At 72.9% G+C, this 24,622-nt stretch carries 21 protein-coding genes; 9 read left to right on the top strand and 12 right to left on the bottom strand.

Going from position 1 to position 24,622, the window contains the following annotated elements:
* Positions 1-4: 4 nt before the first annotated feature.
* Both ACIBEA_RS40640 and ACIBEA_RS40635 read right to left on the bottom strand, forming a co-directional pair.
* Entirely contained in the window at positions 5-1,174 is a 1,170-nt protein-coding gene (locus ACIBEA_RS40640; RefSeq protein WP_399268841.1) for an acyl-CoA dehydrogenase family protein, read from the bottom strand.
* 5 nt (positions 1,175-1,179) lie between these two features.
* Positions 1,180-2,391, bottom strand: a complete 1,212-nt coding sequence (locus ACIBEA_RS40635) for an amidohydrolase family protein (protein WP_399268839.1) — start codon at positions 2,389-2,391, stop codon at positions 1,180-1,182.
* Between the two features lie 231 nt (positions 2,392-2,622).
* Between ACIBEA_RS40635 and ACIBEA_RS40630 the strand changes: the two genes are divergently transcribed.
* A complete protein-coding gene (locus tag ACIBEA_RS40630) occupies positions 2,623-4,197 on the top strand; it encodes a class I adenylate-forming enzyme family protein (RefSeq protein WP_399268837.1) in 1,575 nt (524 codons plus the stop codon).
* A 43-nt stretch (positions 4,198-4,240) separates the two neighbouring features.
* Here the strand turns inward: ACIBEA_RS40630 and ACIBEA_RS40625 are convergent, their stop codons facing one another.
* Positions 4,241-5,155 carry an aldo/keto reductase gene (locus ACIBEA_RS40625; RefSeq protein ID WP_399268875.1) on the bottom strand — a complete coding sequence of 305 codons (915 nt, stop codon included), beginning with the start codon at positions 5,153-5,155 and terminating at the stop codon, positions 4,241-4,243.
* Positions 5,156-5,321: 166 nt separating this feature from the next.
* On the opposite strand from ACIBEA_RS40625, the gene ACIBEA_RS40620 reads away from it, so the two are divergent.
* Positions 5,322-6,347: a DUF5937 family protein gene (locus ACIBEA_RS40620; RefSeq protein ID WP_399268835.1), complete on the top strand. Its 1,026-nt coding sequence runs from the start codon at positions 5,322-5,324 to the stop codon at positions 6,345-6,347.
* A 106-nt stretch (positions 6,348-6,453) separates the two neighbouring features.
* Here ACIBEA_RS40620 and ACIBEA_RS40615 read toward each other — a convergent pair whose 3' ends face one another.
* Positions 6,454-7,002, bottom strand: coding sequence for an EF-hand domain-containing protein (locus ACIBEA_RS40615; RefSeq protein WP_399268833.1), 549 nt, complete (start codon positions 7,000-7,002; stop codon positions 6,454-6,456).
* Between the two features lie 277 nt (positions 7,003-7,279).
* On the opposite strand from ACIBEA_RS40615, the gene ACIBEA_RS40610 reads away from it, so the two are divergent.
* A complete protein-coding gene (locus ACIBEA_RS40610; protein WP_399268873.1) occupies positions 7,280-7,843 on the top strand; it encodes a sigma-70 family RNA polymerase sigma factor in 564 nt (187 codons plus the stop codon).
* Positions 7,840-9,153 (top strand): zf-HC2 domain-containing protein, encoded by a 1,314-nt coding sequence (locus tag ACIBEA_RS40605; protein ID WP_399268831.1) that lies wholly within the window; start codon positions 7,840-7,842, stop codon positions 9,151-9,153. The genes ACIBEA_RS40610 and ACIBEA_RS40605 overlap by 4 nt, the downstream gene beginning before the upstream one ends.
* A 374-nt stretch (positions 9,154-9,527) precedes the next feature.
* Here ACIBEA_RS40605 and purU read toward each other — a convergent pair whose 3' ends face one another.
* Positions 9,528-10,403 (bottom strand): formyltetrahydrofolate deformylase, encoded by an 876-nt coding sequence (purU, locus tag ACIBEA_RS40600; protein WP_399268829.1) that lies wholly within the window; start codon positions 10,401-10,403, stop codon positions 9,528-9,530.
* 37 nt (positions 10,404-10,440) lie between these two features.
* Positions 10,441-10,887, bottom strand: a complete 447-nt coding sequence (locus ACIBEA_RS40595) for a hypothetical protein (RefSeq protein WP_399268871.1) — start codon at positions 10,885-10,887, stop codon at positions 10,441-10,443.
* Positions 10,888-11,093: 206 nt separating this feature from the next.
* On the opposite strand from ACIBEA_RS40595, the gene ACIBEA_RS40590 reads away from it, so the two are divergent.
* Positions 11,094-12,410: an ABC transporter substrate-binding protein gene (locus tag ACIBEA_RS40590; protein ID WP_399268827.1), complete on the top strand. Its 1,317-nt coding sequence runs from the start codon at positions 11,094-11,096 to the stop codon at positions 12,408-12,410.
* 18 nt (positions 12,411-12,428) lie between these two features.
* Here the strand turns inward: ACIBEA_RS40590 and ACIBEA_RS40585 are convergent, their stop codons facing one another.
* Complete coding sequence (locus ACIBEA_RS40585) at positions 12,429-14,024, bottom strand: hypothetical protein (RefSeq protein WP_399268826.1); 1,596 nt, start codon at positions 14,022-14,024, stop codon at positions 12,429-12,431.
* A gap of 71 nt (positions 14,025-14,095) precedes the next feature.
* Entirely contained in the window at positions 14,096-15,478 is a 1,383-nt protein-coding gene (locus ACIBEA_RS40580; protein ID WP_399268824.1) for a transcriptional regulator, read from the bottom strand.
* 292 nt (positions 15,479-15,770) lie between these two features.
* On the opposite strand from ACIBEA_RS40580, the gene ACIBEA_RS40575 reads away from it, so the two are divergent.
* The 3 genes from ACIBEA_RS40575 (at position 15,771) to ACIBEA_RS40565 (ending at position 18,997) form a co-directional block, all read left to right on the top strand.
* Positions 15,771-16,457, top strand: a complete 687-nt coding sequence (locus ACIBEA_RS40575; protein ID WP_399268869.1) for a bifunctional DNA primase/polymerase — start codon at positions 15,771-15,773, stop codon at positions 16,455-16,457.
* A gap of 96 nt (positions 16,458-16,553) precedes the next feature.
* A complete protein-coding gene (locus ACIBEA_RS40570) occupies positions 16,554-17,372 on the top strand; it encodes an ABC transporter ATP-binding protein (RefSeq protein WP_399268822.1) in 819 nt (272 codons plus the stop codon).
* Positions 17,369-18,997, top strand: a complete 1,629-nt coding sequence (locus ACIBEA_RS40565) for a transporter (protein WP_399268820.1) — start codon at positions 17,369-17,371, stop codon at positions 18,995-18,997. The genes ACIBEA_RS40570 and ACIBEA_RS40565 overlap by 4 nt, the downstream gene beginning before the upstream one ends.
* A 285-nt stretch (positions 18,998-19,282) precedes the next feature.
* Here the strand turns inward: ACIBEA_RS40565 and ACIBEA_RS40560 are convergent, their stop codons facing one another.
* Positions 19,283-20,179 carry an alpha/beta fold hydrolase gene (locus tag ACIBEA_RS40560; RefSeq protein WP_399268818.1) on the bottom strand — a complete coding sequence of 299 codons (897 nt, stop codon included), beginning with the start codon at positions 20,177-20,179 and terminating at the stop codon, positions 19,283-19,285.
* 284 nt (positions 20,180-20,463) lie between these two features.
* Positions 20,464-21,156: a metal-dependent transcriptional regulator gene (locus ACIBEA_RS40555; protein ID WP_399268816.1), complete on the bottom strand. Its 693-nt coding sequence runs from the start codon at positions 21,154-21,156 to the stop codon at positions 20,464-20,466.
* A gap of 212 nt (positions 21,157-21,368) precedes the next feature.
* Here ACIBEA_RS40555 and ACIBEA_RS40550 point away from each other — a divergent pair, with 212 nt between their 5' ends.
* Complete coding sequence (locus ACIBEA_RS40550) at positions 21,369-22,124, top strand: SIS domain-containing protein (RefSeq protein WP_399268814.1); 756 nt, start codon at positions 21,369-21,371, stop codon at positions 22,122-22,124.
* Positions 22,125-22,167: 43 nt separating this feature from the next.
* Here the strand turns inward: ACIBEA_RS40550 and ACIBEA_RS40545 are convergent, their stop codons facing one another.
* Both ACIBEA_RS40545 and pdxH read right to left on the bottom strand, forming a co-directional pair.
* On the bottom strand, positions 22,168-23,487 hold the full coding sequence (locus ACIBEA_RS40545; RefSeq protein ID WP_399268812.1) for a PAS domain-containing protein: 1,320 nt from the start codon (positions 23,485-23,487) through the stop codon (positions 22,168-22,170).
* 385 nt (positions 23,488-23,872) lie between these two features.
* Entirely contained in the window at positions 23,873-24,496 is a 624-nt protein-coding gene (gene pdxH / locus ACIBEA_RS40540) for a pyridoxamine 5'-phosphate oxidase (RefSeq protein ID WP_399268867.1), read from the bottom strand.
* Positions 24,497-24,622 lie beyond the last annotated feature (126 nt).

Genomic DNA, 24,622 nt, shown 5'->3' with positions numbered 1-24,622 from the left:
TCCCTCACCGGCCCTTCGGGAGGCCGAGGATCCGCTCGGCGATGATGTTCTGCTGGATCTGCGAGGTGCCGGCCGCGATCGTGTAGGAGAGGGAGGAGAGCCGGTCCAGGGTCCACTCCTCCTCCAGCGACAGCGCCCCGCCCGCCGCGCCCAGCACCTCGGCGGCCGTGTCGTACAGCTCCTGGCGGGCGTGCGAGTAGCGCAGCTTGAAGACGGAGCCGCCGATGCCCGGGACCCCGCCGGAGCGCGTCGACTCGCTCACGTTCCACTGGGTGAGCCGCCACAGGGCGCCGAACTCCCCGTACAGCCGCCCCAGCCTGCGCCGCAGCACCGGGTCGTCCCAGCGGCCGTTGGCCCGGGCCGTACGGGCGAGCGCGGCCAGCGTCCGGCGGCAGGCGACGACCTCCCCGACGAAGGCGGTGCCGCGCTCGAAGGACAGCGTGACCATGGTGACGCGCCAGCCGTCGTTCTCGGCGCCGACCCGGTTGCCGACGGGCACCCGCACCCCGTCCAGGAACATCTCCGCGAACTCGGTCGACCCGGCGAGGGTGCGCAGCGGCCGCACGCTCACCCCGGGCGCGTCCATCGGCATCGCGAGCCAGGTGATCCCGCGGTGCTTGGGCACGCTCGCGCTGACCGGTTCGGTGCGCACGAGCAGTTCGCACCAGTCGGCGACCTCCGCGTGCGAGGTCCAGATCTTCGACCCGGTGATCACGTACTCGTCACCCTCGCGCACCGCCTTCGTGCGCAGGGAGGCCAGGTCCGAGCCCGCGTCCGGCTCGCTGAACCCCTGGCACCACACCTCGTCCCCGCGCAGCACGGGCGGCAGCCAGCGGGCCCGCTGCTCGGCGGTGCCCTCCGCCGCGATCGTGGGCCCGGCGTGCAGCAGCCCGACGAAGTTGGCCCCGACGTACGGCGCCCCGGCCCGCTCCGTCTCCTCCAGGAAGATCAGGTGCTGGGTCGGGGTGGCGCCGCGGCCGCCCGCGTCGAGCGGCCAGTGCAGACCGGCGTAGCCGGCGTCGTACAGCCGCCGCTGCCAGCCGAGGTCGTAGGAGCGGCGGCCCGGCCAGTCGTCGGGGGACGGGCGGGCGGGCAGTTCGGGGAGCGTCTTGCCCAGCCACTCGCGCAGCCGGGCCCGGAACTCCCGCTCCTCCTCGGTGTAGGTGAGGTCCACCGCGGCTACCGTCCCGCCGGGCGCCGGTCGCGGTCGAGGTCGAGGCCGAGCATCCGGATGGCGTTCCCGCGCATCAGTTTGTAGACGGTCTCCTCGTCCAGTCCCTTGACGTGGTCGAGGGCGACCTCCTTGGTGTGCGGGAAGGTCGAGTCGACGTGCGGGTAGTCGGTCTCGAAGGTGGCGTTGTCGCGCCCGACGACGTCGAGCGAGGCGATGCCGTGCTTGTCGCGGAAGAAGCAGCAGAACATCTGCCGGTAGTAGTAGGTGGAGGGCGGTTCGGGGATCAGGTCGCGGACGCCGCCCCAGGCGCGGTGCTCCTGCCAGACGTCGTCGGCGCGCTCCAGGGCGTAGGGGATCCAACCCATCTGGCCCTCGCTGTAGGCGAGTTTGAGGGTCGGGAACTTGACCAGCACGCCGGAGAAGAGGAAGTCCATCATCGAGGCCATCGCGTTGTTGAAGCTGAGCGCGGCCTGGACGGCGGGCGGCGCGTCCGGGGAGGCGGCGGGCATCTGGGAGCTCGACCCGATGTGCATGTTGATCACCGTGCCGGTCTCCTGGCAGACCGCGAAGAAGGGGTCCCAGTAGCCGGAGTGGATGGACGGCAGGCCGAGGTAGGTGGGGATCTCGGAGAAGGTCACGGCGCGCACCCCGCGGGCCGCGTTGCGGCGGATCTCGGCGACCGCGAGGTCGATGTCCCACAGCGGGATGATGCACAGCGGGATCAGCCGGCCGCCGCTGTCGCCGCACCACTCCTCGACCATCCAGTCGTTGTACGCGCGCACGCAGGCCAGGGCCACTTCCTTGTCGTGGGCCTCGGCGAAGGTCTGCCCGCAGAAGCGGGGGAAGGTCGGGAAGCAGAGGGAGCCCTCGACGTGGTTGAGGTCCATGTCGGCGAGCCGGGCCTTGGGGTCCCAGCAGCCGCGGCGCATCTCGGCGCGGGTGATCCCTTCGAGGGTCATGTCGTCGCGGTCGAAGCCGACGGCGGCGATGTTGCGCTTGTACGGGAACTTGAGGTCCTCGTAGATCCACCAGTCGGTGGGCGGGCCGTCGGGGTCCATGGTGATCACGTACTTGCCGCCGGTGTAGGCGAGTTCGCCGATGCCCGCGGTGAGCGCCTTGGGCCCGCGGTCGCGGTACTTGGCCGGGAGCCAGACGTCGAAGAGGTGCGGGGGCTCGATCACGTGGTCGTCGACGCTGATGATCCGGGGCAGTTCCATGTATCCGGTTTCCCCTCGCTGGCATCCGATTGATCTGACGGGGCTGATCTGATGGGGCTGATCCGATGAAGCTGATCTCATGAAGCTGATCTGATGGGGCTGATCTGATGGGGCGTCAGAAACAAGCTAGCTCCGCCACCCCTGGACCGACAAGCGCCGGAGCCCTACGCTCTGCGCTGTATCTGACGGCCAATCAGAAACAGGCCACGCGCCGAGCCGGGGAGGCCGGGAATGACGGACGACACCGCGAGGGACAGCGCCACCGACACCGCACGGGACCTGGAGCGCTCCCCCACCCTCTGGGAGCTGATCGCACGCCGCGCCGCCCTCACCCCGGACGCCCCCGTGCTCGTCGAGGCCGCCGAGCACCCCGCCGACGACCGGACCCTGACCTTCGGCGCCCTGCGGGAGCGCGCCGAACGCGTCGCCGCGGGCCTGTACGCCATGGGCGTGCGCCCCGGCACGGTCGTCGCCTGGCAGCTGCCCACCCGCATCGAGACCGTGCTGCTCTCCATCGCCCTCGCCCGGATCGGCGCCGTACAGTCCCCCGTCATCCCCTTCTACCGGGACCGCGAGGTCGGCTTCGCGCTGCGGGAGTCCAAGGCCGAGTTCTTCGCCGTGCCCGGCGTCTGGCGCGGGTACGACCACACCGCGATGGCCGAACGGCTGGGCGCCCGCGGGATCTTCGAGGCCTACGCCGACCTCCCCGACGGGGACCCGGCCCTGCTGCCCCCGCCGCCCGCCTCCGGCACCGACGTCCGGTGGATCTACTGGACCTCCGGCACCACCTCCGACCCCAAGGGCGTCCTGCACACCGACCGCTCCCTGATCGCGGGCGGCTCCTGCCTCGCCCACGCCCTGCGCCTCGGCCCCGCCGACGTGGGCTCGATGGCCTTCCCCTTCGCCCACATCGCCGGGCCCGACTACACCGTGATGCTGCTGCTGTACGGGTTCCCCGCGGTGCTCTTCGAGAAGTTCGCGATGCCGGACGCGCTGGCCGGGTACCGGCGCCACGGGGTCACCATCGCGGGTGGCTCCACCGCCTTCTACTCGATGTTCCTCACCGAGCAGCGCAAGGCCCCCGGCGTCCCGCTGATCCCGACCCTGCGCCTGCTGGCCGGCGGCGGCGCGCCCAAGCCGCCCGAGATCTACCACGCGGTCGTCCGCGAGCTGGGCTGCCAACTGACCCACGGCTACGGCATGACCGAAGTCCCCATGATCACCATGGGGTCACCGCTGGACAGCGCCGAGCACCTCGCCACCACCGAGGGCCGGCCGCCCGCGGGCATGTCCATCCGCATCACCGCCCCCGACGGCAGCCCCCTGCCCGCCCGCGCCGACGGCGAGGTGCGGCTGCGCGGCGAGGCCGTCTGCCGCGGCTACCTGAACCGCGACCAGTCGGCCGAGGTCTTCGACGCCGACGGCTACCTGATCACCGGCGACCTCGGCCACCTCACCGAGGACGGCTACCTGGTGCTCACCGGCCGCAGCAAGGACGTCATCATCCGCAAGGGCGAGAACATCTCCGCGAAGGAGATCGAGGACCTCATGCACCGGCTCCCCGGCATCGGCGACGTGGCCGTCATCGGCCTGCCGGACCCGGAGCGCGGCGAACGCGTCTGCGCCGTCGTCGAACAGGCGGCCACCGCCGCGCCGTTGACGCTGGCCGAGGTGACCTCGTACCTGCGGGCCGAGGGCCTGGCCACCCACAAGCTCCCCGAGCAGCTGGAGCTGGTGGAGGCCCTGCCGCGCAACGACGCCCTGCGCAAGGTCCTCAAGTATCAGCTGCGCGAGCGCTACGCGTAGCCCCGGGCCGGGCGAGGTCCGCCCCCGCCGGGCCCGGGCGTGCTCAGCCGGCCGCGCGGCCCTGGGCGTCCAGGGCGTCCAGGTCCTGCGCGGAGAGCCGGACGGCTCCGGCGGCCACGTTCTGGGCCAGGTGGTCCAGGTCGCCGGTGCCGGGAATGGCCAGCACGTGCGGGCCCTGGTGCAGGGACCAGGCCAGCCGGACCTGCGCCTGGCTCACCCCGTGGGCACGCGCGACGGTCCGCAGCGCGTCGTCGGCGTTCCCGTCGGCCTTCCCGTCCCCGTCTCCGGCGTAGCCGCGCTCGCCGCCGCCGGCCGCGCCCGCCGTGCGGCCGGCGCCCGCGATCGCGTAGAACGGCACGAAGGCGACGCCCTGTTCGCCGCAGGCGCGCAAGAACTCCGCCTGGTCGGGGGAGCTCCCCAGACCGTAGGCGTTCTGCACGCAGACCACCGGTGCGATGGCACGGGCCTCGGCGAGCTGGTGGGGGCGGACGTTGGACAAGCCCAGGTGCCGGATCACCCCCGCCGCGCGGAGGTCGGCCAGCGCCCCGAACCGCTCGGCGACCGACGCGTCGCCCACGACGCGCAGGTTCACAACGTCCAGGTGGTCCCGGCCGAGCTGGCGCAGGTTCTCCTCCACCTGGCCGCGCAGCTGCGCGGGTGTGGCGTGGGCCGTCCACTCGCCGCAGGCGTCCCGGCCCGGGCCCACCTTGGTGGTGACGACGACATCGTCGGCGTACGGCGCCAACGCCCGGTTGATCAGCTCATTGGCCGACAGGAGCCGCGAGAAGTAGAACGCGGCGGTGTCGAAGTGGTTCACGCCCAGCTCGACCGCCCGGCGCAGCACCGCGACCGCCTGGTCGCGGTCGCGCGGCACGGCGTCGGCGATCAGCGCCTCGCCGGTCTGCGGCAGCCGCATCGTGCCGAAGCCGATCCGGTTGACCTCCAGGTCGCCGAGCATCCAGGTGCCGGCCGCCGCCGCGGAGATCGGGGCGGGGGTCGGGACGGCGATCGGGTTCGCGTGCGGGGTCACGTGCGGGGTCACGTCGGAAGCCGCTGTCGCGGTGGGGTACGAGGTCATGCCGCAATGATCGCCAGTCGATAGGGTGACCGCCAAAGATTCGGGCATGCGTGAATCCTGGGGGGGGGTGGGCGTCCTGGCGGAGCTGGCGTTCTCCGCGAACGACCTGGCGCAGGTGCGCTTCGCCGTCTCGCCGATGTGGCAGGTCGCGACCAGCTTCCGGCTGCTGACCGGCCGCGCCGGCGCCTCCCCGGTGCACCGGCCGTGGATCGAACAGGTCCGGCCCCGGGTGGTGGCCGCCGGGCTGGACCGGGGCCGGCTCGCGGAGCTGGTCCCGCCGACCGGCTTCTTCCCGTACTTCCTCACGCCCGCCCCCACCGGTCCCGCCCCGGCGCTGGCCGACGAGCTGGCCGCGATCCGGGCCACCGACCCCGACCGGGTCCGCCACGACCTCGACCACCTCGCGCACCACCAGGGGCCACCCGGGCCCCGGCTGCGGTCCCTGCACCACGATCCGCAGGCCCGGCTCGCCCGCGTCACCCAGGAGATCGACGCGTACTGGGAGCTGGCGCTCGCCCCGTACTGGGCGCGGATCCGCGCGGTGCTCGACACCGACGTCCTGCACCGCGCCCGCCAGGTCGCCGCGCACGGCGCCGGTCGGGTCCTGGACGAGCTGCACGCCTCGGTGCGGTGGGACGGCAACGCGCTCCACCTGGTCCGGCGCAGCAGGCCCATGCCCCGCACCGCGACCGGCCCGGGGCTGCTGCTGGTCCCCTCGGCCTTCACCGGGCCGCGGCTGCTGACGACCCAGGTCCCGCCCGATCCGCCGCAGCTCGCCTATCCCGCGCGCGGGGTGGGCACCTTGTGGGCGCCGGGGCCCGGCGCCGACCCGGAAGCGCTGAGCGCCGTACTCGGGCGCTCCCGGACGCTGTTGCTGACCGAGCTGGACACCCCGGCCTCCACCACGCAACTGGCCCACCGCACCGGGCTGTCCCCGGCCGGGGTGTCCCAGTACCTGACCGCGCTGCGGCGGGCCGGCCTGGTCAGCGCGCACCGGGCCGGCCGCTCGGTCCTCTACGCCCGCACGGCCGCCGCCGACACCTTGCTCCGGGCGGCTTCGGCCGCCGACTAATACGGTCACGGCACTGGACGGAGTCTGCCGCCGGCCACGTAGGGGCGGAGGGCTGATCGACGTACGCGGCGACGGGCCCGGGTGCGCAGGCGGGTCGGCCGGACGCTCAGGCGTCCGGGGCCGCCACCCCGCAGTAGCCGGCGAAGGCGGCCAGGATCTCGTCCTCGGAGATCCGGCCGTCGCCGTCCGTGTCCAGGGCCGCCGCCACGCCGTCCGCCAGTTCCGGTGCGGTACCCAGCACGCGCAGCACCCGCGCCGCGGCGGAGGGGCTGGTGCCCACCGCCGCGTCGGCGCCCTCGTCCGCCGTCGCGTCCGCGGTCGCGGCCACCGCGATCACCGCGTGCAGGAAGGGGCGGGCGATCTCCGCGAACCGCCGTGGATTGTCCCGCAGTCGTTTGGCCGCCCCGGTGATGAACTCCTCGCGGGTCACCCGCTGGTCACCGTCCACATCGGCGATCCCGGCCATGCCCTGCCAGAAGGCCTCGGCGCCGTTGAAGACGGCCTGGCCCTTGTCCGAGCGGGCCGTGGTACCGAATTCGGCCAGCACGGCCTTCGCGGCCGCGCTGAAGTCCTCGCGGTCGATATAGCCGTTGCCGTCCTGGTCGAAAGTGGCGAATCGGGCGGCGATCTTGCGCTCGTACTCTGCGCTGTCCATCTTCGGCTTCCGCCTTCACGTGTGCGGTGGGGTTCAGATCGAGACAGGCGGAAGCGTACGGCCTCGGTGGCCTGCGCGTTAAGCGAAGTCGGCAAGCAGGTGGCCGCATCGAACCCGCGCACGGGAAGCGCGACGGGGCGCGTACAGATGTGCCCATGACGCAGCGTCGGCTCCCATATCACGGAGGGTGTGGTTCCAGGGCGGACTTGCCCCGAAACAGGCGCACGAGGCCATGTGCCCACTACATTCAAGGAGTCGACACATGGCTGGGGGCACCATGCCGAAGGACGCACCACCCCGCTGGGACCGCAGGATGCAACAGCGGCTCGCGCGCGGCGAGGCCGCCGCGCTCGGAGAGCTGTACGACCGCTTCGCCTCGCTCGTCCACAGCCTCGCGCACCGCGTCCTGCGCGACGAGAAAGCGGCCGACCGCATCACCCGCGAGGTGTTCGGCTACATCTGGGAGAATCCGGACGCCTACGACCCCAAGCAGGGCTCCATGCGCTCCTGGGTCGCCCGGATCACCCAGGGCCAGGCCGTGGCCCGGCTCCGCCAGGCCGAGCTGGGCCGCGGCTCCCGCGAGGAGCTGGAACAGAAGGTCCGCCGCGCCAATGCCGCCGCCCGCGCCGACTACATCGTCACGTCCATGCCCGCCCCGCTGCGGGCCGCGCTGGAACTGGCCTACTTCAAGCGGCGCGACTACCGGCAGACCGCCGCCGACCTCCAGATCAGCGAGGACGAGGCACGGCGGCGGCTGCGACTCGGCCTCCAGCTCCTGTCGACCGCCAACAACCTGCCGCAGGAAGACCTCTCCCCGCCCGGATACGGAAGCACCCGATGAACGGCCGCGCCGAGTCACATGACGACGAGTACGAAGGCCGGGGAGAGCGCTCCGGTGCCAGTGCCTGGATACCCGGCCCGCGGGACGCCGCCGACGACTGGGAACGGCTGCCCACGGCGGTGGCGCCCCTGCCACCGGTGCCTGCGGCGACCCCGCCCGCGCCCGCTCCCTCGCCCGCACCCGAACCTCCGGCACCGGTCGCGCCGATGCCCCCGCCCACGCACGCCGTGCTGAAGTCCCTGCTCGGCGCGTGGGCGCTGGCCGCGTGCTCGCCGGAGGAGACCCAGGCCGTCGAGGACCACCTCACCGAGTGCGCGCCCTGCGCCGACGAGGCGCTGCGGCTGCGCGACGCGGTCGGCCTGCTGCGGCCCGAGGAGAGCCTCGACCTCAAGCCGCTGCTGCGGTCGCGGGTGCTGGAGGACTGCCTGGGCAAGCGGCCGGCCCGGATCCCGGTGCCGGGGTGGGCGAGCCCGTACGACACCGAGACCGCGCGGCTCGACGCGCTGCTGCGGGACTTCGGTGACGCGGAATGGCACACGCCGGTGCGCCTGCGGTGGTTCGAGGACGAGGGCCAGCAGTCCCGCCGGACGACGGTGGCCGGGGTGATCGGGCACCTGCTGTCGGTCGACGGGCTGATCGCGGCGGCGCTCGGGCTGGACGACCCGCTGGGGCCCGACGCGCCGCCGGGGGCGGTGGAGCGCACCGAGCACTTCTGGACCTCCTCGCCGCACCCGGTCACCCGGCAGGTCCGCGAGCCGTGGCGGGAGCAGGGCCACACGCTGGTGCGGACCGTGTCCTTCGCCGGGCACGGGGTGGCGGAGCTGGCCGTGGGCTACGGGGACTTCGCGCTGCCGCTCGGCGACGCCTTCCTGGAGCGGGCCTTCGAGTGCTGGGTGCACGCGTGGGACATCGCGGACGCGGTGGACTACCCGTACGACCCGCCGTCGGGGCCGCACCTGCACCGCATGGTCGACCTGGCGGCGCGGCTGTTGCCGGGCGCGCTGGCGGACCGCCGGCGGTCGGGGCTGGCGGCCCCGCCGCGGCGGCTGGTCGCGGCCGGGACGCCGGGGCGCACGCTGCACCTGGAGATCGAGGGTGCGGGTGGGGGTGGCTGGGACATCGCCCTGGACTCGCCGGCGGCGACGACGTCCGCGGAGCACACGGTGGCGGAGATCGCGCTGGACGGGGTGGAGTTCTGCCAGTTGGCGGCGGGGCGGATCTCGCCGGACGACGCGGCCGCCGGCCAACACGGCGACCGCGAAGCCATCCGCGACGTCCTCACCGCGGCCGCCTCCTTGAGCCGCCTCTGACCCCGCCGGGACGCCCCAGCAGGCCCCGGCGGAGCCCACCCCAGCCCCGCCGGCGCTTGAGGCGCGGGGTCTGGGGCGGGCCCGATTCAGCCCCGCCGGCGTTTGAGGCGCGGGGGCCGGGGGGGGGCCCAATTAACACCCCCGCGGGGGGGTGGCCGGGGGGGGCGGGGGCGGCGCCCCGACGCGGCCCGGGCGGCCCCCCCCGGGCCCCCCCCGCCCCCGCCCCTCAAACGCCGGCGAGGCTGAAGTGGGCCAGGGGCTCGGCCCCGGACCCGCGCCTCAAACTCCCCCAGCTACCGCTGGGAGGTGCCCCCGGGCGAGGCTGGGACGGCTCCGGCGGAGCCGGGCCGGAACGGGTCGGGGTCGGGGTCGGGTCAGGCGAAGACGACCGTGCGGGCGCCGTTCAGGAGGACGCGACGCTCGCTGTGCCATTTGACCGCCCGCGCGAGCGCCTGGCACTCGACATCCCGCCCCACCGCCACCAGCTGGTCCGGCGTCACCTCGTGCCCCACCCGCTCGACCTCCTGCTCGATGATCGGGCCCTCGTCCAGGTCGGCCGTCACGTAGTGCGCGGTGGCACCGATCAGCTTCACGCCCCGCGCGTGCGCCTGGTGGTACGGCTTCGCGCCCTTGAAGCTCGGCAGGAACGAGTGGTGGATGTTGATGATCCGCCCGCTCAGCGCCTTGCACAGGGTGTCGGACAGCACCTGCATGTACCGGGCCAGGACGACCAGCTCGACGTTCTCCGCCCGGACCAGCTCCAGCAGCTCCGCCTCGGCCGCCGCCTTCGTGTCCTTGGTGACCGGGATGTGCACGAAGGGCACCCCGTACGAGCCGACCAGCTCGGCGAAGTCGGTGTGGTTGGAGACCACGGCCGCGATCTCGACCGGCAGCGCCCCGATCCGCGAGCGGAAGAGCAGGTCGTTCAGGCAGTGCCCGAACTTCGACACCATGAGCACGATCCGCATCCGCTCGTCCACGCGGTGGATCTGCCAGTCCATCCGGAAGGAGTCACCGATGGCCGCGAAACTGGCCCGCAGCTTCTCGACCGTCACCGGCGGCGTCGCCGAGAAGTGGACCCGCATGAAGAAGAGGCCCGTGTCGTGGTCGCCGAACTGCTGGCTGTCCTCGATGTTGCACCCGGTCATGAACAGGTAACTGGACACGGCGTGCACGATGCCCTGCTTGTCGGGGCAGGACAGGGTCAGTACGTACTGCTGGGGCTCGCTCTGCTGCGGGTCGTCGCTCATGACCGGCAAGACTTTCACATCCGGGCCCCACCTCGCCTCACGCGGCCCGCGTGATGATCCTCAGCACGTCGAGGGAGCGCGGGCGCACGTCGGGGTCCTCCCCGTCGGCCGCCGACAGCCGTACGTGCGCCTCGCGCGCGGCTCGGACCGCCTCCGGCCAGCCGTGGTGTTCCAGGTAGACGGAGACGGGGGCGTCCGGTCCGACCTGGTGCAGGATCCGCAGCACGCGCAGGACGGCGAGGTCCACTAGGACCGCCTCCTGGGAGTCGCGGAAGATCGTGCCGACGTACTTCTCGGCGGACCAGCTGTCGAGCCAGGTGTCCTCGACGAGCCGGTAGACGGCATCGGTGACGTCACCGTAGCCGTCGAGCCCGGCGAGCCAGGTGTCCTCCTGGAAGGCCGGGTCGGAGAGCATGTGCAGGGCCGAACGCACGTTGGTGCGCCAGCGCCACCACGGCATGTCGTTGAGGGGCATGCCGCCCATGGTGGAGGAGCGGCGGCCGCGGCGGGAAGAGTTCTTCGGACCTGGGTCGAATGTCACGCGCTCGATCGTACGTTCCCCCTCGCGCCCGCCTTGCCTGCCCTTGCCCGCCTTGCCCACCGGCGGTCCCCCGCAATTCACCCGGGCGTCACCCAATGTTGTGTACACCTCACACTTCAGTTCCCCGTGGGCCGGAAGTGTGACGGGTCATGACCGACTGGCGAACAGCATCACGTTCCCGCTACCGCTCCCGCACGCTCCTGACCAGGGCGGTGACCACGGCGACGAGCACGGTGGCGGGTGCGTGTCTCCTGACCGGCTGTGGCCTTGTCCCCGGAGCCACGGGGGGCTCCGGGGACACCATCACCGTCATGACCTGGGCCCCCGAGGGCACCAAGGCCACCAACATGGGCGGCATGCCGGCCATGGCCAAGACCTACGAGCGCTGGATCAACGGCAAGGGCGGCGTCAACGGCCGCAAGCTCCGTGTCCTGACCTGCAACGAGCACAACACCGCCACCGGCGCCGCCGACTGCGCCCGACAGGCGATCGCCGCCAAGGCCGTGGCCGTCGTGGGCTCGTACAGCCAGTGGGGGCGCGCCTTCATGGCCCCCCTCGAAGCCGAGGGCATCCCCTTCATCGGCGGATACGGCGTCTCCGCCGAGGAATTCCAGAGCACCCTGTCCTACCCCGTCAACGGCGGTCAGCCGGTGCTGCTCGCCGGAGCCGGGCACCAGCTGGGCAAGGCCTGCGAGGACGTGGCGCTCGTACGGCCCGACACCCTCGCCGGCGACTCCATGCCCATCCTCCTCAACGCCGGCTTCAAGGCCGTCAAGCCACAGCGCGAGGCCGCCGACGTCCGGGCGCCCGAGGACTCCGCGAACTACGGCGCCCAGGCGACCGAGGCCCTCACCGAGGCCGGGAAGGGCAAGGACAAGTCGAAGGGGTGCGTGGCCGCCGTCCTCGGCGAGCGCACCGAGACCTTCTTCGACTCCTTCCGCCGCCTCGACACCCAGACCAAGAAGCCGCAGCTCTCCTCCGTCCTCGGCAGCGTCAGCCAGTCCCTGGTGGACCGCACCGGCGGCAAGGAGAGCCAGTTCGAGGGCGCCTACGTCACGAGCTGGTACCCGGTGTCGAGCGATCCGCTGTGGCAGCCGATGCGGAAGGTCATCGCCGACAACGCCTTCGGCGACAACCGGGTCGACCCGGACGACACCGGCACCCAGACCACCTGGATCGCCTACTCCGTCTTCACCGAGGTCGTCAAACGCCTCGGCAAGGGCGAGGACGTCACCGGCCGCACGGTCACCCGCGCCCTCAACCACTCGGCGGGGGTCAGGACCGGGGGCCTCACCCCCGACCTGAGCTGGCGCTACCAGGACATGCGCGCGGTCGGCGGCTTCCCCCGCATGGCGAACGGCCGGGTCACCTTCCAGATCGTCCAGGACGGCCGGATCGTCGCACAGCCCGGCGAGAGCACAATGGACATGACCCAGACCCTGGAGGCGGCCCCCCGCGCCAGCTGAACCCGCTCACCGCTCGACTCAGAGGTCGGAGGGGTCCCGCTTCGTGAGGCCGTACTGGGTCGCGATCTTGTTCCACATGCCCGAGGCCGACTCCTTCGCCTTGGTCGCCTCGCCGCTCGCCTTGTCGCCGTTGTTGGCGTTGCCGGTGGACTTGGCCTTGCCGTCCTTGCAGGTCTTGCGGTCGCCCGCGGCCTCGTCCGCCCAGGCCGCGTAGTACTGGTCCGCCGAACCCGACGACTTCCACGCCTTGGTGAGGGCCGCGGTCAGCTTCGCGTGGTCGGGCAGCTTGTCGGTCTTGAGCTCCTGGAGCTTGGTGACCAGCTCCTCGCGCTTGCGGGCCGCGTCGCGCAGGTCCTCGGCCGACTGCGCGAGGTTCTTGCAGGACCGCACGTCGTCCACGGCGCGGATCACCGTCGCCCGGCTGTCGTTGCTGTCCGCGAGCACCTTGTCGAGCTGTACGGCCTGACCGCGCGCCGGATCCACCGGCGCCTCGTCCGCCGGGGGCTTGGCCGAACCGGTACCGGCCGGCTTGCTCGCCGCGACGTCCACCGCCGCCGGGTCGTTGTTCTGCGCCTTGCCGTCGCCCAGCAGGGAACCCACGCCCAGTCCGACCACGGCCAGCGCGATCACCGAGACCCCGATGACCACGGGCGACACCTTCCGCGCGGGCTCCGGCGGCGGCTGCTGGAAGGGCGCGGGCTGCTGGCGGTGCGGGGGCGGCGGGGGCTGCTGGAAGCCGGTCGTCTGCTGGAGGTGCGCCGGCTGCTGCTGGAAGGGCGGCTGGGGCTGCTGCGGCGGCTTCTGGCGGCGCTGCTGGAAGGGCGGCGCGGGCGGCGGCGCCTGGCTGCGCACCGGCTCCTGGACGGGCGGCAGCACCTGGGTCTGCCCCTGGTCGTCGCCGGGGCCCGCGCCGCGGAACAGGCCGTCGAAGACGTCCGGCTGCCCCTGACCCGGGCCGGAAGCCTGGCCGGGGACGGGGCCCGCCGCGATCGGCGGGATGTACTGCGTCGCCGCCTCGTGCATCCCGGGTCCGGCCGCAACGGGCGGGATGTACTGCGTCGCGGCCTCCCCGTGGTCCGGAGCGGCGGGGACGGGCGGGATGTACTGCGTGGCCGCATCGCCGTGGTCCGGCGCCGCCGGAACGGGCGGGATGTACTGCGTGGCCGCGTCCCCGTAGCCCGGCGCCGCGGAGACCGGCGGAATGTACTGCGTCGCGGCATCACCGTACGCCGCGTCCCCGTAGGCCGCACCGCCGTACGCCGCGTCCCCGTACACCGGAGCGCCGGGGACGGGCGGGATGTACTGCGTCGCCGCCTCCCCGTGCGCCGGGGCGCCGAACTGCGGCTCCGGCTGCGCCGGGACCGCCGGTATGTACTGGGTCTCGGCCTCGGGGATCGGCGGGTAGCCGTAGCCGTGCGGGGCGCCCGGGCCCTCGTACCCCGGTCCCAGGACGTGGCCGGGCGGCGGCGCGTCCTGGGGCGGGTGTCCGTATCCGTACTGCGGCGGGGACGGGAACTGGGGCGTGGATGCTTCGTACACGGGAGGCTGGGGCTCGGGCTCGGGCTGGGGCTGGGGCTGCCGCGAGTCGCCGCCTCGTCCGCCGCTCTGCGTCACCGGGACTCCTTATCCGACCGTCCGACCCTACGGAACAGTCGGTCACGCTACCCCGTCACCCCCCGTGTCCGTCACGCCACCTGTGTCTCCAGCCGCGCGCTGAACTCCCTTACCGCCGCTTCCTCCCGGTACGGCTCCAGTCGCGACCGGAAGTCGTCGAGGTAGTCCGCACCCCGGTTCGAGCGCAGACCGGAGAGCAGGTCGACCGCCTGCGCGGCCGTGTGGCACCCCTGCTCCACCTCCCGGCGCTGCACCTGCGAGGTCGCCAGCAGCAGCATCCCGATGGCTCGTCTGCGGGCCTTGGTCCGGGGCAGCGCCCGCAAGGCCTCCTCCGCCCGCCGCCCCGCCGCATCGGCCTGCCCCAGGTCGCGGTGGCAGTGCGCGAGCTCGTCGGCGAGGTAGGCCTGGTCGAAGTGCCGGATCCACACCGGGTCGTCGCCGGACTCCGGTTCCGCCCGCTCCAGCGCGGTCACGGCCCGCGAGGACAGCACCGCCGTGGCCCGGGCGTCGCCCAGCAGCGCGTGCCCGCGCGCCTCGGCCGCGTAGAACATGGCCTCCGCCCGCGGCGTGACCTGCCCGCGCGTACCCTCCTGCGCGGCCCGGGCCAGCTGCGCGATCTCCCGGGGGTTGCCCAGCTCGGCCGCGAGGTGGCTCATGGACGCGGCCAGCACGTAACCGCCGTAGGCGCGGTCGCCCGCCGCCTGGGCGAGCCGCAGGGCCTGGATGTAGTAGCGCTGGGCGAGCCCGGGCTGGCCGGTGTCCACCGCCATGTAGCCCGCGAGTTCGGTGAGCCGGGCCACCGCGGCGAAGAGCGCGCGGCCCACCGGCTCCCGGTAGGACCCGCCGATCAGCCCGGAGACCACGCTGTTGAGGTAGTGGACGACCACGGGCCGTACGTGGCCGCTGCCGAAGCGGTGGTCGAGGTCGTTGAGGGCGTCGGTGGTGGCCCGCACCGCCTCGACGTCGGACATGCCGACGCGCGAGCCGCCCGTACGGGCCACCTGGGCGTCGGCCCCGGTGATCAGCCAGTCGCGGCTGGGCTCGACGAGGGCGGAGGCGGCCACGGTCGATCCGGACAGGAAGTCACGGCGGCCCACGTCGCTGCGCCACAGCTCGCAGACCTGCTCGATGGCGCCGATGACGGTCGGGGAGAACTGCAGGCCCACGCCGGAGGCGAGGTTCTTGCCGTTGGCCATGCCGATCTCGTCGATGGTGACGGTCCGGCCGAGCTTGCGGCCCAGGGCCTCGGCGATGATCCCCGGGGCCCGGCCGCGCGGCTGCTGTCCGCGCAGCCAGCGGGCCACGGATGTCTTGTCGTAACGGAGGTCGAGGCCGTGTTCCGCGCCGCACATGTTGACCCGACGAGCGAGGCCGGCGTTGGAGCAGCCGGCTTCCTGGATGAGTGCCTGCAACCGTTCGTTCGGCTGGCGGGCGACGAGAGGCCTGGCTGCCATGAGTAAACCCCCTGCTGGCCGCGGGTGATCGTGCATGTGATCACTTCCCGGCTGATCTGCGAAGAATGCGGAACACCGTCCGGAACGTGGTGAGTCGTACCCAGTCGTGCACTCATGCGTCACGCAAGTGGTGGACCGCCGCTCTCCGGTCTGCTGCGAGTTGTCGCTACCCAACCCCCGGCTCCCGGTCCCCTGCGCGCCCCCGCCCGTGCACCGGTGCGCCCCACATGCAGGATCGATGCTCCGTCCACCGGCCGGTTTGCGCCCGTAACTCCCGGTGACCGCGGTAGTTGTGCTGATCGTGGAAGAGACCATCGGAGTCACGGAGACCGCGCCCATCCCCCAGCAGCGCGGCGAACTGCTGCTGGACCATGCCGTGCGGTACGCGGAAGAGCGGCACTGGGACGTGTTCGCGGGCACCTGGTTGGAGCCCGGCGACGGCCGCGAGGTCTGCTCCTGCGGGGTCGCGACCTGCGAGAAGCCGGGAGCGCACCCGGGGGTGAAGGAGTGGGCGGCCCTGGCCTCGGGCAGTGCGGTCCGGGTCCGTCAACTGTGGTCGCGCCAGCCGGCCGCGTCGATCCTGCTGCCCACCGGCCGCACCTTCGACGCGATCGAGGTACCGGAGGTCTCCGGCTTCCTGGCGCTCGCGCGGCTGGAGCGACTCGGCCTGACCATCGGGCCGGTGACCGCCACCCCGGACCGTCGGATGCAGTTCTTCGTCCTGCCAGGCGCCGGGGCGAAGCTCCCCGATCTGCTGCGCAAGTTGGGGTGGCAGCCCGCCTCCCTCGACCTCGTCGCGCGCGGCGAGGGGGACTACGTCGCCGCCCCGCCCACCCGCTACGGCGGCCGGGGCCAGGTGCAGTGGGTCCGCCGCCCCACCCCGGCGAACCGGTGGCTGCCCGACACGGAGGAGCTGATCGACGTACTGGCCTACGCCTGCGGGCGCGAGGCGGCCGCGGCCCGGGCCCGCAGGGGCTGATCGACGCCAGGTCGGTACATTCAGCCCTACGGCCGCCCCGGCCTGCCCTCGTAAGGTGAACGCGACCAACGGGGACAGAACGAGAGGCAGGGCGCGATGCCGGACCAGGCATTGTCGACGGGGGACACGGCATCGGTTGCCGCCCCCGCCGTACGGATCGAAGGGCTGTGGAAGCGCTTCGGCGAACAGATCGCGGTCGCTGGGATCGATCTCGAACTGCCCGCGGGGCAGTTCATCGGTCTCGTCGGACCGAACGGGGCCGGCAAGACCACCACGCTGTCGATGGTGACCGGGCTGCTGCGTCCGGACCAGGGCCGGGTCGAGGTCGCCGGACATGACGTATGGCAGGACCCGGTTCAGGTGAAGTCCCGGATCGGGGTGCTGCCGGAGGGGCTGCGCCTCTTCGAGCGACTGTCCGGTCGGGAACTGCTCGGCTACATGGGTCGGTTGCGCGGGGTGCCGGGCCCCGAGACCGACAAGCGCGCGACGCAGCTGCTGGAGGTCCTCGACCTCGCGGGCTCGCAGCACAAGCTGGTCGTGGACTACTCGACCGGCATGCGCAAGAAGATCGGCCTGGCGGCGGCGCTGCTGCACAACCCCGAAGTGCTCTTCCTCGACGAACCGTTCGAGGGGGTGGACCCGGTGTCGGCTCAGACCATCCGCAGGGTGCTGGAACGTTACACCGCGTCCGGCGCCACGGTCGTCTTCTCCTCTCACGTGATGGAGCTCGTCGAGTCGCTGTGCGACTGGGTCGCGGTCATGGCGGCCGGGCAGATCCGCGCCGCGGGCCCGCTGGACTCCGTGCGCGGCAGCGCGCCCAGCCTCCAGAGCGCCTTCCTCGAACTCGTCGGCGCCCAGGGGGTCGACACGGGCGAATCCCTGGACTGGCTCGGCGGCGGGGCGGGCTCGCGATGAGTGCTGCCGCCGCTCCCACCACCGGGGCGCAGGCCGGTCTCACCGCGGTCTTCGTCCGGCTCAAGCTGTCCCTGCTGCGCAACGGCCTCAAGGGCTCGTCGAAGCGGAAGGCCGCCTACATCAGCACGCTGGTGCTGGCGCTCGGCGTCGGCGTGCTCCAGATGATCGGCCTGGCCGTGCTGCACGGGAACGCGCACGCGGGCACCGTCGTGGTGCTGCTCGCCGCGATCCTGGCCCTGCTCTGGTCCGTGATGCCGCTGTTCTTCCCCACCGGGGACGAGACCCTCGACCCGACCCGGCTGGTGATGCTGCCGCTGCGGCCGCGGCCGCTCGTACGGGCCCTGCTGGCGTCCTCGCTCGTCGGCATCGGGCCGCTCTTCACGCTGTGCCTCGCCGTCGGCTCGGTGACCGCGGTGGCCCAGGGCCCGGCGGGCATCGTCGCCGCCGTCCTCGGCGTGCCGCTGCTGCTGCTCGGCTGCGTCGCCCTGGCGCGGGCGGTGGCCACCGCCAACGTCCGGCTGCTGACCAGCCGCAAGGGCCGCGACCTGGCCGTGCTCAGCGGACTGCTGATCGCGGTCGTCGCCCAGTTCGCCAACTTCGCCAGCCAGCGGCTCTTCCAGGCCGGCGGGCTGGCCACCCTGGAGCCCGTCGAGGCCGTGGTGCGGTGGCTGCCGCCCGCGACGGCCGTCGGCATGGTCGACTCGGCGAGCCGGGGCTCGTACGCCGTCGCCGCCGCCCAGCTCGCGCTGACCGTCGGCGCGATCGGCGCGCTGCTGTGGTTCTGGGAGCGCAGCCTGACGAAGCTGATGGTGACCCCGGACGGCTCCACCATCGGGGCGGCCGACTCGGGCAAGAAGCGCGGCTCCGGTGCGGGCGCCGGCGGCTGGTCCCCGCTGCCGGACGGGCGCACCGGCGCGGTCGTCCAGCGCGCCCTGCGCTACGCCGTCCGCGACCCCAAGACCAAGGCCGCCTGGCTGAGCTCGCTGGCCATCGGCCTGATCATCCCGGTCGCCAACGCGCTCCAGGGGCACGGCTCGGTCTACCTCGCCTGCTTCGGTGCGGGCATGCTGGGCGTCCAGATGTACAACCAGTTCGGGCAGGACACCTCGGCGTTCTGGATGGTCGCCCAGACCATCTCCACCCCGCGCGAGGCCTACGCCGAAATGCGCGCCCGGGCCCTCGCGCTGGCCCTGGTCACCGTCCCGTACACGGTGCTCGTGACCGTGGTGACGGCTGCGATGGTGGGCGACTGGGCCGCCCTGCCGGAGGTCGTGGGGCTCGCACTGGGGCTGCTGGGCGCGATGCTGTGCTCGGGGGCGCTGGCCTCGGCCCGCTTCCCGTACTCGATCCCGACCGACGGCGCGTTCAAGAACGTCGCCCCGGGCCAGGCCAGCCTCGCCTGGATCGGCATCTTCCTCGGCCTGGTCTCCTCGGCCCTGCTGTGCGCACCGCTGATCGTGCTCGCGGCCTGGCTGCACCTGGCGGACCACCAGGACGCCACCTGGCTGCTGCTCCCGCTGGGCATCGCCTGGGGCACCCTGATCACCTGGTCGGGCCTCCGCCTGGCCGCCCCCACGGTCGCCCGCCGCATCCCGGAAATCCTGACAGCAGTAAGCAAGGGCTGACCCCGGCCCCCGCCCCCATCCAGCCCGTCCGGCGCCTGAGGACCGGGCCCGGCCCCATCCAGCCCGTCCGGCGTTTGAGGACCGGACCCGGGCCAATTCCAGCCCGTCCGGCGTTTGAGGACCGGACCCGGGCCAATTCCAGCCCGTCCGGCGTTTGAGGACCGGGTCCGGGCGGAGCCCGGGGAACGGAGGAAGGGCGGGGCGGGGCAGCTCCGCGCAGCGGCACCCCGCCCCGGCCCCCGGCCCCCGGCCCCGGACTCCGGAACCCCGCCCGCAACCCGGACCTCAGGCCGAGGCCGTGACCCCGTCCAGGAACGGCTCCAACGCCGCCCGCCAGGCCCCCGGCTGGTCGTAGTGCAGGTAGTGACCGGCATCGGGGATCTCCGCGTACTGCCCGGCCGGCAGCACCCGCACCATCTCCTGTGCCTCGGCCCGCCCCAACTCCCCGTCCAACCCCCGCACCACCAGCGTCGGGCAGCGGACCTGCGCCAGCTCCTCCCAGTGCGCGTCGTGCACCCACGTCTCCCGGGCGGTGAGCATCTGCCGGCGGGAGAAGAGCGGGCGCCACCCGTCGGACGCCTGGTGCATCACCTCGGCGAAGAAGGCGCCGCGGCCGGGATCGGGCCGCTCCACCCGGGGATCGTCCTCGCCGAACCAACGGCGCGCGGCGTCCTGCGTGGGGAAGGGCAGCGGCCAGCGGTGGAACCACTCCTCCCACTCCCGCTGCGAGGCGGCCCCGAGCGCGGAGGCCCGCATGTCACAGATGACCAGGGCCTCGACGAGGTCGGGGCGGCGGGCGGCGAGCTGCCACGCGGTGAGGGCGCCCATGGAATGGCCGACGAGGGTGACGGGGGCCAGGCCGAGCTGCTCGACCACGGCTTCGGCATCGGCCACGAAGGCCTCGCGGGCGAAGGCGGTCGGGATGCCCGGACCGTTGGCCAGACGCTCGCTCTGGCCGTGTCCACGTTGATCGAGGGCGACGACGCGGCGCCGCTCGCCGAGCCAGCGGGCGGTTCCCGCCCAGTGGAAGGCCCGGCCCATCAGCCCGTGGAGTAAGAGGACCCCGGAGCCGGACCCCGGGCCACAGCTTTCGGCCGGGGCACCGGGGGAGGCGGGTTCCCGGAACTCCCAGGCCGCCAGGCGTACGCCGTCGGACCCCGTTACATCGAAGCGCTGTACCACCGCAGATGCACCCCCTTCGCTCCCCACCAGACTATCGAACCCGCATTCGAAGACAGCCTTCTCGACGGCAACACCACTCTTTCGAATGACCTTGCTCAAGGATTGGCCGCCGCTGCCGAGGGGAGATCTTCAACGGGAGGCGGGCCGCTCGGGGAAGACGGTCCGAGGGGATGACCTTGAGAGCTCGGGGCTCCGGGTCAAACAGGGGAGGACCGGTCCCGGCGCCGCGAGGCGCCGGGACCGTCCACACCGCAAGCGTCAGTCCGTACCGGCGGTAGGGACGGTCACCGCTTGGCCACGAACACGTGCGAGGCGACTTCCGCCTCCAGCTCGGCGGCTTCGCCGCCACTGCCGACCAGCACTCCCCCCGGGGACTCGGTGACGCTGACGACCGAGCCGGGCTGCACGCCCGCCCGCCGCAGCGTGTACATGAGCTGGGCGTCCGTCTGGATCGGCTCGCCGATCCGGCGCACGACCACGGTCTTGCCGTCGGCGCCCGGGTCCAGCTCCGCCAGGCTCACCATGGTGTCGTCGAGGAAGGGATCGGCCTCGGCCTTCTCGCCCAGCTCCTCCAGCCCCGGGATCGGGTTGCCGTACGGCGACTCGGTCGGGTGGCGCAGCAGCTCCAGCACCCGCCGCTCCACCGCTTCGCTCATCACGTGCTCCCAGCGACAGGCCTCGGCGTGCACCTGCTCCCATTCGAGCCCGATGACGTCGACGAGGAGACACTCGGCCAACCGGTGCTTGCGCATCACGCGCGTGGCCAGCCGCCGTCCCTCCTCCGTCAGCTCCAGGTGCCGGTCACTGGCGACGGCCACCAGGCCGTCGCGCTCCATGCGTGCCACCGTTTGGCTGACCGTCGGACCGCTCTGGTCGAGCCGCTCCGCAATTCGGGCGCGCATGGGGACCACGCCTTCCTCTTCCAGCTCGAGGATGGTGCGGAGATACATCTCCGTGGTATCGATCAGTCCGGACATTCGTGCCCCTCGGGATATCGTGCGCTGGCCCTGCACCCAATTCTGACGCATCGGGCCGACAACCGTTCCGTGCTGGAGGTCAAGGGCCGTCCTGGACCGGTCCCAGGGCTTTCGCCCCTGGATTGACGACGGTATTGACACGCCCTTGGTCCAGACCGCACGGTGAGCGGCGGACACGGACGCACCCCACCTCTGGAAGGGCCCCTCAGCGCATGAGCGAGAGCAAGCTGGCCGGTCAGTTCATCGATGCCGCCATCGGCCTCCTGGAACGGGTGCGGGACGAGGAAGCGTCGAACATCTCCGAGGCCGGCGCCGTGATCGCCGACGCGGTCGCGGCCGGGAACCGGCTCTTCGCCTTCGGCGCCGGGCACTCCTCCCTGCCGGCCCAGGACGTGGTCTACCGGGCGGGCGGGCTCGCCCTGATGAACTTCCTCGCCGTCCCCGGCACCGCCGGGATCGACGTCATGCCCGCGACCCTCGGCAGCGCGCTGGAGCGGGTGGACGGCCTGGCCGGGGCGGTCCTGGACAGCAGCCCGGCCGCGGACGGCGACGTCCTGGTGATCATCTCCCTCTCCGGGCGCAACGCGCTGCCCGTCGAGATGGCGATGAACGCGCGGGCCATCGGGCTCAAGGTGATCGGCGTGACCTCGGTGGCCTACGCGACCGAGACCCGCTCGCGGCACGTCTCGGGCACCTTCCTCAAGGACCACTGCGACATCGTCCTGGACAGCAAGATCGCGGTCGGTGACGCCGAGCTGAGCCTGGCGGGGATCGACGCGCCCTTCGCCCCGGCGTCCACGGTCGTGACCAGCGCGATCATGCAGGCGGTCATGGCCGCCGCGGCGGGTGACCTCGCCGCCCGCGGCGTCGAGCCGCCGCTGCTGCGCTCGGGCAACGTCGACGGCGGGCACGAGTGGAACGGCCGCGTGATGCAGGAGTACGGCGACCGGATCTTCTTCCGCCACTAGGACCTCCGTCCCCACGCCGGTCCGCCCTTACGCCGGTCCGCCCCTACGCCGTCGACGTCGACAGCGCCAGGTCCGTGGCCACGCGCGAGGCGACCTCTTCGGCGTAGGCGGCGTCCGCGCGGTCGAACGGCGGGCGCGAGGGGCCGCGCAGGAACGTCAGGATCCCCAGGCTCCGCCCCCGGCTGCGCAGGACCACGCACAGCGCGTGCGCCGCGCCCTGCGGCCACCGGCGGGCGGTGAGCCAGCCCTCGGCCGCGGCGCCCCCCGGCGCACTGGCCCGGACCGAGCCGATCCGGTCCAGTGCCTGGAGCGCCGGGTGCCCCGGCTCGTAGCGGACCGGGATCGCCCCCGGCCCCGGTAGCAGCGGGCCCGCGGCGGGCACCGCCCCGGACGGGGACACGGGCGAGCGGACCAGCCGCGCCCCGTCCGCGGCCAGTACGTCGATCAGCGCGTGGTCCGCGAAGCCGGCCAACGCGAACTCCAGCCGGACCGCCGCCGCCTCCGCCGCCTCCTCGCACTCCCCCGCCGCCCGGCCCGCCCGGTGCAGCTGCTGGGAGCGGAAGCGCAGCTGCGCGGTGTCCAACTCCGCCTGTCGGGCCTCGGTGATGTCCTGGAACAGCCAGCCGACCCCCAGCGGCACCGGTTCCTCCGCGAGCGGCGAGGCCAGGCGCAGGAAGCCGCTGCGCCAGCAGCGCCTGCGGACGCCGGCGGCCGTGCGCACGGAGACCCACAGCTCCACCGGCCCGGGCGGCGGCCCCTCGGCCAAGACGTGCTGGAGCGCGCCCTCCAGCTCCTCCACGCCCTGCGCGAGCAGCTCCCCGAGCGGCCGTCCCAGCAGAGCGGTCCGCCCCGATCCGAAGGCGGCGGCCGCCTGCGCGTTGACCACGGCGGGCCGCAGGTCGACGTCGACGAGGACGACCCCCCACGAGGCGTCGTCCATCAGGGCCTCGCTGAGCGCGATGGAGCGCTCCAGGTCGATCTGCGCGTGCACCTCGCTGAACGCGCAGTACACCCCGGCCGGTTTTCCGCCCGCGCCCGGCACCCCGGCCGACTGGGTCCGTACGAGCACCCGCCCGCCGTCCTTGGTGAGCAGGGCGAACTCGTGCACCTGGCGGCCGGGCACGTCCTGCGCGCCCATCAGTCTGGCCTCGACGTCCTGCGCGTCGGCGGCCCGCGCCGCCCATCCGGCGAATCCGCGCCGCCCCACCGCCTCGGCGGCCGACCAGCCCAGGATCCGCTCGGCCTCGCGGTTCCAGTGGGTGATCACGCCGTCGGCATCGAACGCGCAGAGCGCCGCGTCCATCCCGTCCAGCAGTGCGGCGAGCAGATCGTCAGTGGTCTCGCTACGTCCGGAAGCACTCACCTGGGACCCCCTGCAGGTGTTCGCGTGTGCGGCACGTCAGATCATTGAACTGGAACGTGACGCAGCCCACACCTGATTCCCCGGATTCCCCCCGAATTAAATCGCTTGAGCGCCGTGCGGGGCCGTCCTAGGCTCTGCCGTACACGAGAAGGGAGGTGGTTCCGGAAATGTCTGGCAACCGGACGCGTGAGGTGACTGCGGGCTGACGCCCGTTGTCGTACGCACCCAAGCAGTGCAGTGCCGACAGGTTCGTCGGCGCCAATCCCGAGCAGTCACCCGACCCGCGGGCTCGCCGGTACGTCCGGCCGGCTCCTCTCACTGCAGGAGAGGAACCCGAGCCCGCGGGTCGCCTGCTGTCCCCGCCCGGTCGGACGGGGACAGCCCTTCAGGGGCAGAGCCGCTCGACGCGCCACTTCTCGCCGTCGCGGACGTACTTCAACCGGTCGTGCAGGCGGTTCTCGTGGCCCTGCCAGAACTCCACCTCCTGCGGCACCACCCGCACCCCGCCCCACTCCGGCGGCACCGGCACCTGCTCCCCCTCCGGGTACCGCTTCGCCAGCTCCGCGTAACGGCGGTCCAGCTCGGCGCGCGAGGAGATCACCCGGGACTGGTCGCTGGCCCAGGCCCCCAGTTGAGAGCCGTGCGGGCGCGAGCGGAAGTACGCGGCGGTCTCGTCCCGGCCGATCCGCAGCGCGCTGCCGGTCACCAGGACCTGCCGGGCGATCGGGTGCCACGGGAAGAGCAGGCCCGCGTACGGGTTCTCGGCCAGTTCCCGGCCCTTGCGCGAGCCGTAGTTGGTGAAGAAGACGAAGCCGCGCTCGTCGAACTGCTTCAGCAGCACCGTGCGGGAGCTGGGCCGCCCGTCGGGGGTGGCGGTCGAGACGACCATCGCGTTCGGCTCGAACAGGCTCGCGTCGGCGGCCTGCCGGAACCACTGCGCGAACTGCTCCATGGGGTCCGCGGCGAGGCCGTCCTCGGCGAGGATCTCCGAGCGGTACTGCATCCGCATGAGGGCGGGGTCAAGATCCTTGTCTGTCACCCCGCCATCCTGCCGCAGGACGTCTTGCGGGGGTGTGCCGTATGTCACGCTTCCGCAGGCCATCCGGAACGGACAAAATCTTGGGGCCGGTCCGCT

This window comes from Streptomyces sp. NPDC051555 (genome assembly GCF_044454405.1).
GTDB lineage: Bacteria > Actinomycetota > Actinomycetes > Streptomycetales > Streptomycetaceae > Streptomyces.
Note: the sequence above shows the minus strand (reverse complement) of the source record. Positions and strands in the feature narration are given on the sequence as shown.